Genomic DNA, 9,272 nt, shown 5'->3' on the forward strand with positions numbered 1-9,272 from the left:
CCCATTGTCAGTTGACGGTGGCCAGCCGGATGCCGTCGGTGACCTGGTAGCGGTCGCTGTGCGCGGACCAATCGAGGTTCCCGCGCATCCAGGAGCGCAGACCGTCGGCGAAGGTCCGCACGGCGTCGACCGCCGCGGGTTCCAGGCCGCGCCAGTGCCCCAGCAGGGTTTCCGCCTCGGCCTCCGCCTGGTGGAACTCCGCGAGCTGGCCGCCGATGAGGACGTAGGTCTCGTCGACGGCCGTTTGCAGGTCCAGGTCGCGTTCGCGGGCCAGCACCAGGACGCCGTTGCTGACCTCGCCCGCGGCCAGTTCCTTGCGCAGCGACACGATGTCGTTCACCCAGACCACGACGTCGGCCGCCCGGTTGAACATCAGCCGGGTCTCCTCGAACTCGTGCAGCAGCGCGGGAACCTCCTGGCCGGTGGCCACCTCGATCAGGTCCAGCGACGGGGTGATGCCGCCGGAGGACCGGCGGAACTGGCGGTACCACCCGAGATCCGGGACCTGCCGGTGCCGCCGGTTGAACGCCTCGTACTTGAAGGCGACCAGGAAATGCGCCATGTGCAGGGCGAACCGGTGCCGCCAGGACGTGCTCATCCCGGCCGACAGCCGGTGCCACACCTCGGACAGCTGGGCTTCCAGCGGTGTCGCGCCAGCCAATCCTGGTGCACCGGCGAGGATGTCCATCGTGCGGGCCGCCGCCGCGTCGTAGTCGCCGCTCGGCTGCTCGTGGCAGTCGTCGATGACGAACGCCCAGGTGAACCAGCCCGTGACGGCGGGGATCCGGGCTGGGGCGATGGTCGGGTACGAGCGGGCGATGAGTTCGCCGAGCCGGGTGCGGGCGAGCTTGTCCCGTGCGCTGGGGCCGTCCAGCAGCGCGTCCCGGTCGGCCCAGTCGAGGATGCCGCCTTCGAGTTCGGCCAGGTGCGGGGAAATCGCCGAGGGCAGGTCGAGCAGCGGGTGCCCGGCCGGCGGATCCAGGCGCAACGCTCCGGCTAGGTCCGCGGGCGCATCGGTCACGACGTGATTCCGGGGCGGCGGGGCTGCAGGATCATCGGCAGGTCGCCGGTGGTCAGCTCCGCCTTGGCCACCGGGCACAGCGTGTGGCCCGGCTTGTGCCGCAGCGTCCAGCGGGCGGTGATGGCGGCCAGCGCGATGGTCATCTCGTGGTTGGCCAGCACATCGCCGAGGCATTTGCGGGTGCCGCCGCTGAAGGAGATCACCGCGTTCTTCGGCAGGGTCCGGAGGTTCTCGGGCAGCCAGCGGTCGGGCGCGAAGGCGTCCGGATCGGCGAACACCGCCGGGTCGCGGTGCAGGGCGTAGGGGCTGAACAGGATGCTTGCGCCGCAAGGGATCCGGTGCCCGCCCAGGGTGGTGTCCACGGTGGCCCGGCGGGTGATGAACCAGACCGGTGGGTACAGCCGCAGGGCCTCGTTCACCACGCGGTTGGTGAACGGCAGCGCCGGGAAGTCCGCCTCGGTGGCGACGCGGCCGTTGAGCACCGAGTCGACCTCCGCGTGCAGCCGGGCCTCGGCCTCGGGATGTCTGCTCAGCAGGTACAGCGCCCAGGTGAGGCCGGCGGCCGGGGTCTCGACACCGGCCGCGAGCACCGTCATCAACTCGTCGCGGATCTCGGTGTCGCTCAGGCCGTTGCCCTGTTCGTCCCGCGCCGACAACAGGATCGACAGGAAGTCCTCATCCGGCCGGGTGCCCGCGCGGTAGCCGGCCAGCATGCCGGAGATGACGTCCTCCAGCCGCTGGAGCGCATGCCGGAACTCCCGGTTGGCCTTGGTCGGGACCTGGTGCACCACCGGCAGCGGCACCATCATCCGGCGGTAGACCCCCCGCCACACCACCGGAAAGGAGCGCTGGACCTCCGCGATCGCGTCCGCGCCGATCCGCTCGTCGGAGAACATCAGCTGCGCGGTCACCCGGGTGGTCAGCCTGCTGATCTCGCCCGGCAGGTTGATCTCCTGCCCCGGCCGCCAGGAGTCGACCAGCTCGGCCACGTGCCGGGCCATCACCCCGCTGTATGCCTCGATCTTGGCCTTCTGGAAGGCAGGCTGGATGAAGCCGCGCTGGCGTTTGTGCGTCCGCGAGCTGCAGGTGCCCACCCCGTCGCCGAGGATGACCCGCATCTTGTCGATGAACTCCCCGCCCTTGTCGAAGGTCCGCGGGTTGTGCAGCACCTCCTGGACCACGTCGTGCGTCACCGCCATGTACGCGGTGCTGCGCCCCAGCCGCACCCGCACCACATCGCCCTGCTCCCGCAGCGCGGGCAGGTAGTTCAGCGGATCCCGGAAGATGTGCAGCGCGTTGCCCAGCAACGGCAATCGCCCTGGGGCGTCGCCCAGCCGGTACTGACGGCGTTCCTCCGCTAGGGCCATGTGGAGCAGCCTCGCGCGTGGCGCGGCGCAGACCCATCCGTCAGGCGACCAGAACAACCCCCCGACCGGAGGGAAGATCCCCCGCCGGTCGGCCCCTGCCCTGCACACCGCACGGGAGAGCCACGACAGCTCCCCCCACCCGGCGGGGGGCCATCCAGCCAGTCAGAGCACCGTTCTGGACTCCTGACTGATGTGGCAGGCAGCTGGCGCCCGCGAGGCTGATCCACATGACACTGAGCGAGGTCGGCATCGGTGGCCCCACCGTCACGACGGTCCTGGACTCGCCGCACGCCATGCCCGGCCAGCCGGTACGCGGACAGGTGCGCGTGCACGGCGGGTCCGCGGCGGGCGAGATCAGCCAGGTCCTGCTGTCGCTGGTCACCGAAGCGGAGAGCGAGAGCGGGCCCGGCGGTGGCGCCGAGTACGCCCGGCTGGTGCTGCGGGACGGCCTGCGGATGTCAGCCGGTGAGCTGGCCATCCTCCCGTTCCAGCTGCCGGTGCCGTGGGAAATGCCGATCACCGCGGTCAGTGGTGCGCCGCTGCCCCGGACGGCCGCGGCGATCCGGACCGAGCTGGTGGGGCCGGGCTCGTGCGACCTCGACTGGGTGCAGGTCAACCCGCTGCCCGCCCAGCAGCGGGTCCTCGACGTGTTGCGGCAGCTCGGTTTCTCCTTCCGCGGCACCGGGGTGGAAGCGGGCCGGGTGCCGGACCCGCCCCAGGAGCTGGGCTGCTACCAGGCACTCGCGTTCGCCCCGCCCACCCAGTTCACGGACCGGATCGAGGAGGTCGAACTGATCTTCGTGGCAAGCCAGTCCGAGCTGTGCGTGCTGCTGACGGCCGACCGGCGCGGGGGCGTGTTCCCGCAGGGCGACAACGCTTTCGGCCACTTCCGGATGTCGCACCTGGACGCGCGGGTCAACGACTGGGCCCCGATGATCTCCGGCTGGCTCACCCTGACCGCCGAGCGCGGCCAGTGATCGCCTGAGCTGGTGCAGGCGAGTCTGGACCCCGCAAAGGAGCGTGGCGTGATTCGGGTGGTCGTCGTGGACGACGAAGAGCTGGTGCGGTCCGGTTTCCGCCTCATCCTCCAGGCGGCAGGGGACATCCAGGTGGTGGCCACCGCGTCCGGCGAGCAGGCGGTGCGCGAGGTGGAACGGCAGCGGCCCGATGTGGTGTTGCTGGACATCCGGATGTCCGATGTGGACGGACTCACCGTGCTGCGCCGGCTCCAGTGCCTGCGCCCCGCACCGGTGGTGGCCATGCTGACCACCTTCGACTCCGATGAGTACATCGCCACCGCGTTGCGTTCCGGCGCGGCCGGTTTCATCCTCAAGGACACCGCGCCCGTGCAGCTGGCCCAGCTGGTGCGCACCCTGGCCGCGGGCGGGGTGGTGCTCTCCGCCAAGGTCACCCGCACGGTGGTGGACGGCTACCTCGGGGCGCGCACGGACGCGGCGGCCGTGGCGCGGGCCGGACAGCTCTCCGAACGGGAGCACGCGGTGCTGGTGCTGATCGCGGAAGGCTTGTCCAACAACGAGATCGGCGCCCGGGTGCACCTCAGCGCTGGCACGGTGAAGGACCACGTCAGCGCCATCCTGACCAAGCTGCGGGTGGGCAGCCGGGTGCAGGCGGCGCTGGTGGCCGAGCGCGCCGGCCTGCTCGCCGAGCCGGGACCCCGGCCATGACCCACCGGCCGCGCGAGTGGCCCGTCACCGCCGCTGTGGTCGGCGTCGCCGCGATCGAGGCGACCTTCGCCGCGTTCACCGAGCTGACCGCGGCCACCGCGTTCGGCGTGCTCGCCGTGCTCGCGCTGGTGCCGCGGCACCGCTGGCCGTTACCCGCCTTCGTGCTGGCGCTGCCCGCCCTGATGTTCCTCGATTTGCTTATCCCGGCAATCGTTGTCCTGTACACGGTCGCCGCCCGGTACCGGAACTGGTGGCTGATCAGCGGCTGCGGGCTGGCCGTGGCGGTCTGCCAGTTCTTCCCGCTGCCCGCGCCGGGCTCGGCTGTCACGGCCACCGAACTGGCGCTCAACCTGATGGACTCGATCTTGCTGGCGGGCGGGTCGATCCTGCTCGGCCGGTTCCTGCGCACCCGGCACGAACTGGCCCTGCGGCTGGCCGAGGTCCAGGAAGCCAGGGACCACGAACGGCAACTCGACGCCCAGGTGATCCTGACCAAGGAACGCAACCAGCTGGCCCGCGAGATGCACGACGTCGTTTCCCACCAGGTCAGCCTGATCGCGGTGCAGGCCGCCGTGGTCACGGTGAGCACCACCGATCCGACCGCGCGGGCGGCGGCGGCGCACATCCGCACGCTGTCGGTGAACACCCTGGACGAACTGCGGCACATGATCAACCTGCTGCGCGCCGCCGGTACCCCCGCCACCGAACTCGCCCCGCAGCCCACGCTGACCGAGCTGCGCTGGCTGATCGACAACAGCGGGATCGACATCGAGCTGACCGGCGGCATCCCCACTGGCATCGAGGCGCCGGTGCAGCGGGCCATCTACCGCACCATCCAGGAGGCGCTGACCAACGTCCGCAAGCACGCCCCCGGTGCCAAGGCCATTATCGAGTTCAACCAGGACAACACCGACCTGACCGTCACCGTCACCAACACCGCGTCCAGCCGGCCCGCCCTCGCCCTGCCCAGCGCCCGCCACGGGCTCATCGGCTTGCAGGAACGGGCTGCCCTGCTGGACGGGCGATTCCACGCGGGCCCCACGGCCGACGGCGGATTCCAGCTCCGGCTGCGACTTCCGCTCACCTGATGGCCCGACGACGAAAGGCCAACCATGACCGAATCCACCGACCACCGGCCGGCCGCGGAGAGCTTGCAGCCACTCGGGTCGCGCCGGGACCGGTTCGCCCCGCACGCCTCGCTGCGCGCGGTGCAGGCGAGCGGGACGAGTTGCCCGGTCACCACCGTGACCGGCCGGGTCAGCACCCTGGTGGCCGGGCACGCCCAGGCGCACGCGGTGCACGGCACGGACACGCTCAGCCTGGGCTCGGTGCCACCGCCCGAGGGCACCGCCATCGGCCTGACCGAGGAGCAGATCCGCCGCCGCCGGGCAGGCATGCTGCTGCTCATGGACGCGCCCGAACACGGCCGGGTGCGGCGCACCGTGGCACCGCGTTTCACCGTCCGGGCGATCAAAACCCTTGCCCCGCAAGTAGAACTCGTGGTCAGCCAGCAGCTGGACCAGTTCGTCGCCGCGGGCGCCCCTGGCGATCTGGTGTCCGGCTTCGCCATGCCCGTTCCGTCGCTGGTGATCTGCCGCCTGCTCGGCGTCCCCTACGCCGACCAGGACCAGTTCCAGCGACGGGCCGCCCTGATCAGTTCCTCCACCCTGCCGCCCGCCCGGCGCGGCGCCCTGGAGGACGAGGCCCTGGACTACATGCGGGAACTGGTCGCCAAGGCCCGGCGCGCGCCCGGTGACGACCTGCTCGGCTACCTCGTCCGCGAGCACGGTCAGCAGGCCGTCGCGGACGGCGGTGTCGACGATGACGAGATCGCCGGACTGGCCAACCTGCTGTTGATCGCCGGACACGACACCACCGCCAACACCATCGCGCTGGGTGTGCTGGCGCTGCTGGAAAATCCGGACCAGCTCAAGCTGTTCCGGGCCGCCATCGCCCAGGACGAGCACGAGGCGGTGGGCCGGGCCGTGGAGGAAATCCTGCGCTTCACCAGCGTGGTGTCCAGCGGATTCCCCCGGCTCGCGCTCGCCGACACCACGGTCGGCGAGCAGACCTATCCAGCGGGCACGATGATCAGCGCGTCCCTGGCCGCGGCCAATCGCGACCCCGCGTTCGGCCCCGACCTGGACACCCTGGACCTGACCCGGCACACCAGGGGACACGTCGCCTTCGGCTTCGGCGCGCACCACTGCCTGGGCGCGCCACTGGCCCGCCTCGAACTGCGCGCCGCGCTCACCGCGTTGCTGACCCGGCTGCCGGAGCTGCGCCTGGCCGACCCCGGCAGTGCCATCGCCTTCCGCCGCGACTCGTTCATCCACGGCATCGAATCGCTACCGGTCGCGTGGTGACTCGACCGCCGTCCGGGCGTCGATCACGCGCAGGCCGGAGACCAGACCGGAGAAGCCGCGGTGACTGCGCGGGCGCCAGGCGAACACCACCGCGGCGAAGGCCAGCAGGCCCGGCAGGAAGCTCAGCCCGGGCCAGTACTGCTCCAGGCCGCTGAACAGGTAGTAGCCGAAGGTGCCTGCCAGCAACGCGGGCAGGATCCGGACGCCGGGGTGGCCGCCGTCCGGACCGGTGCGGCGCAACCGGACCGCCTGCTGGCCGAAGGTGGCGCCGCTCGGTCGCAGGGCCGGGATGGCCAGCAGGACGACGGCGGGCAGCCAGGTGCTGAGCACGGTCAGCGCCAGCCGCCCGCCGGGGCTGTCGTTGAGCCACACCTGGAAGGCGAAGTGCGCGATCACGTTGGTGGAACCGGCCAGCAGACCACCCAGGATCACCACCGAGAGCAGATCCACCAGCATGCCCTGGAACCGCCGGAAGGTGGTCACCGGACGGGGATCGCCCGCGGGAATCTCGGTGCTGCGGTCGAACAGCCGCAGCAGCGGCGCGGCCAGCACACCGAGCGCGGCGCCCGAGGTGTTGGTGATCAGGTCGTCCACGTCGAAAAGGCGGTACGGGCAGGCGAAGAGGAACCAGTTCCCGGTGAGCTGGGTGCACTCGATGAACAGCGACACCCCGAACCCGGCCAGGATGACCACCGGCGCGCTGCGGCGGGTGTAGTGCCGCAGGAACGCGCCCAGGGGCAGGAACAGCGCCACGTTGAACAGCAGTTGCTGCACCGCCGGGTTGGCCAGCACGGCGCCAAAACCGTTGCCGCGCTGGAGCTTGGCCACATCGGCCAGCGACGCCAGCGGGGTCAGCTGCGGATGGGTGGCGTGCGCCGCGCACCAGGCCGCGTCGATCTGCGGGATCGGGAAGAGCGTGTAGGCCAGCAGGGCCAGCGCGTAGAGCAGGAACCCGAAGGCCAGCACCGCCTGGCCAAGGCCCAGCTCACCGCGGCGGCGGTAACTGCGGACGACGAACGGGGCGAACAACGCCACGGCAAGCAGACTCGCCCCGACAATGGCGAGGACCGCGGGCAGCAACCTGGTCAAGGACAACCTCTGCACTCAGCGAACGAACACCGGGCCGATGCCCGGCACGGTGGCGCACGCTACCGCCCACCGCGGCCGGTTCCGGCGCGCGACGCGGGACGCCTACTCCATTGTGGACAATCAGGCAACGGCTCGGTCCGTTTGTCCATTGTGGAGTCCCCGCATCCTGCCCTCGACACCGCCCGCCGCGGATTACGCTACAGCTTGTAGCGAAATTAGCCCGTTTGGCGTATTCCCCGCCACCACCGACCCGGATAACGTTTTTCCCAGGGGGGCACTTTCGGGATCAAATCCCACAGCGAGGAGATTCTTTGAACAATTCCGCACGCCTGCGCCCGCGCTAGTCGACAATCGCCATGCAGGTCATGGTGTTCGTCGGCGTGGCCCTGGTCGGGGCGTCAGCACCGGCAAGGGCGCGGGGTGCACCGATACTGCCTGGTTCAGCACGCCCGCACAGGACCGCAGGTGGATCCGCCAGTCCGGCCTGTTGCCGCCCGGGTTCTGGGTCGAGTTCACCGGAACCAACCTGAACTGCGGCGGCCCGACCTACTTCATCCGAAGCGCCTGATCCAACAGGGGGACAACTCCATGAAAAGCAATTCGCGCTGGCCAAAAATGGCCGGAATGGCCACCGCAATCGCCGGAATGGCTATCGCTGGCGGCATCCTTGCGGCCAGCCCGGCCAGCCCGGCCAGCCCGGTCAGCGCCGCACCGGCACCCGCCGCACCGGCCACCACCGCGGGGGCGCTGAACTGGGTCTGCGCCGGGTCGCCGATCCCGGCGGGACAGGTCATCACCATCGTCGGCAAAGGGTGCAACGGTCTCGGTTCCTGGTTCGTGGTGCCCGTGCAGAGCAGCGGCATGTGGATCTGTGACATCTCGCCCATCCCGCCCGGCTACGTGATCACCAACGCCCTGCCCGCCTCGAACTGCGGTGCCTTCGCCAAGTCCTACTTCATCCGGCTGCCCCGCCCCTAGTCGCCGAACGGTTCGGGCGGAGCCCCAGCTCCGCCCGGCCGGACCAGTTGCCCGTCTCGTTGAGCCGTCACGTTCCTGGCGCGGGCTCCTCGTCGGCGGGTTCGCCCGTGCCGGGCTCCCAGGGCACCACGCGCAGCCCGGTCAGATCGTGGTGCCGGGCATGCAGCTCGGCGACCTCCTCCTCCCCCATCATCAGCGTCTCGCGCATGAAGTCACCGGTGAGCCGCACCGAGGCCATCCCACCCGGGTTGAACAGCACGTCCACCCCGTCGGCCAGCAACACCACCAGCTCGTCCAGGTCGATCCGCCGCCACTCCGGTGAACTGATCCGCCTGCGGTGCGCTTCCCCGCTGGCCACCACCACGCACAGCAGGTCGTCAGGGGACCGGGTGAGCAGCGGGCGGCCGTCGCCGTTCATCCCGATGTCGAACAGCGTGTCCCGCAACATCAACTGGATGTGGTCGACCTCGGCCCGGCCCTGCAACACCAGCCGCAGCACGGCATCCAGCGGATCCGAGGGCGAGTTCTCGTCCGCGGGCACGTACTCCGGGTTGGCCCGGAACTTGCCGACCTGCCCGTCCTCCTCCACCGGCCACAGGCCGACCACGGCCTCCAGCGGCGGCGGCTCGTGCTCGGTGGCCGGGCGCCATTCCGGGTCCATCAACAGGAACCAGTTCTCGCCCGGCTGGGCGTCCTCGGCCGGCTCGGTCACGGTGTCCATCGTGCTCCCTCACTTCTGTACTCGCTTGCCTGCCTGGTGTCCGGC

The 9,272-nt window shown here is 70.7% G+C and carries 9 protein-coding genes; 5 read left to right on the top strand and 4 right to left on the bottom strand.

The genetic code is table 11. The features are described from left to right. Positions 1 to 7 precede the first annotated feature (7 nt). Together ACTOWY_RS08315 and ACTOWY_RS08320 are read right to left on the bottom strand one after the other, a co-directional pair. The gene (locus ACTOWY_RS08315; RefSeq protein WP_441309027.1) at positions 8 to 1,021 is read right to left on the bottom strand and encodes a terpene synthase family protein; all 1,014 of its coding nucleotides are present in this window, start codon (positions 1,019 to 1,021) and stop codon (positions 8 to 10) included. Further along, positions 1,018 to 2,388, bottom strand: a complete 1,371-nt coding sequence (locus tag ACTOWY_RS08320; RefSeq protein WP_441309028.1) for a cytochrome P450 — start codon at positions 2,386 to 2,388, stop codon at positions 1,018 to 1,020. The genes ACTOWY_RS08315 and ACTOWY_RS08320 overlap by 4 nt, the downstream gene beginning before the upstream one ends. A 227-nt stretch (positions 2,389 to 2,615) precedes the next feature. On the opposite strand from ACTOWY_RS08320, the gene ACTOWY_RS08325 reads away from it, so the two are divergent. From ACTOWY_RS08325 to ACTOWY_RS08340, 4 genes are read left to right on the top strand one after another with little or no spacing between them, the layout of a single operon-like run. Beyond that, complete coding sequence (locus tag ACTOWY_RS08325) at positions 2,616 to 3,365, top strand: sporulation protein (RefSeq protein WP_441309029.1); 750 nt, start codon at positions 2,616 to 2,618, stop codon at positions 3,363 to 3,365. A gap of 48 nt (positions 3,366 to 3,413) precedes the next feature. Then, complete coding sequence (locus ACTOWY_RS08330) at positions 3,414 to 4,073, top strand: response regulator (protein WP_441309030.1); 660 nt, start codon at positions 3,414 to 3,416, stop codon at positions 4,071 to 4,073. Then, entirely contained in the window at positions 4,070 to 5,161 is a 1,092-nt protein-coding gene (locus tag ACTOWY_RS08335; protein WP_441309031.1) for a sensor histidine kinase, read from the top strand. Before ACTOWY_RS08330 ends, ACTOWY_RS08335 begins: the two co-directional genes overlap by 4 nt. A 24-nt stretch (positions 5,162 to 5,185) precedes the next feature. Then, positions 5,186 to 6,439, top strand: a complete 1,254-nt coding sequence (locus ACTOWY_RS08340; RefSeq protein WP_441309032.1) for a cytochrome P450 — start codon at positions 5,186 to 5,188, stop codon at positions 6,437 to 6,439. Here the strand turns inward: ACTOWY_RS08340 and ACTOWY_RS08345 are convergent. Further along, complete coding sequence (locus ACTOWY_RS08345) at positions 6,422 to 7,528, bottom strand: VanZ family protein (protein WP_441309033.1); 1,107 nt, start codon at positions 7,526 to 7,528, stop codon at positions 6,422 to 6,424. The genes ACTOWY_RS08340 and ACTOWY_RS08345 overlap by 18 nt on opposite strands. Positions 7,529 to 8,173: 645 nt before the next feature. Here ACTOWY_RS08345 and ACTOWY_RS08350 point away from each other — a divergent pair. Continuing rightward, positions 8,174 to 8,506, top strand: a complete 333-nt coding sequence (locus ACTOWY_RS08350; protein WP_441309034.1) for a hypothetical protein — start codon at positions 8,174 to 8,176, stop codon at positions 8,504 to 8,506. Positions 8,507 to 8,573: 67 nt separating this feature from the next. Here the strand turns inward: ACTOWY_RS08350 and ACTOWY_RS08355 are convergent, their stop codons facing one another. Continuing rightward, positions 8,574 to 9,227, bottom strand: a complete 654-nt coding sequence (locus tag ACTOWY_RS08355; protein WP_441309035.1) for a type VII secretion system-associated protein — start codon at positions 9,225 to 9,227, stop codon at positions 8,574 to 8,576. Positions 9,228 to 9,272: the final 45 nt, after the last annotated feature.

This window comes from Crossiella sp. CA198, from assembly GCF_052078295.1.
Taxonomy (GTDB): Bacteria; Actinomycetota; Actinomycetes; order Mycobacteriales; family Pseudonocardiaceae; genus Crossiella.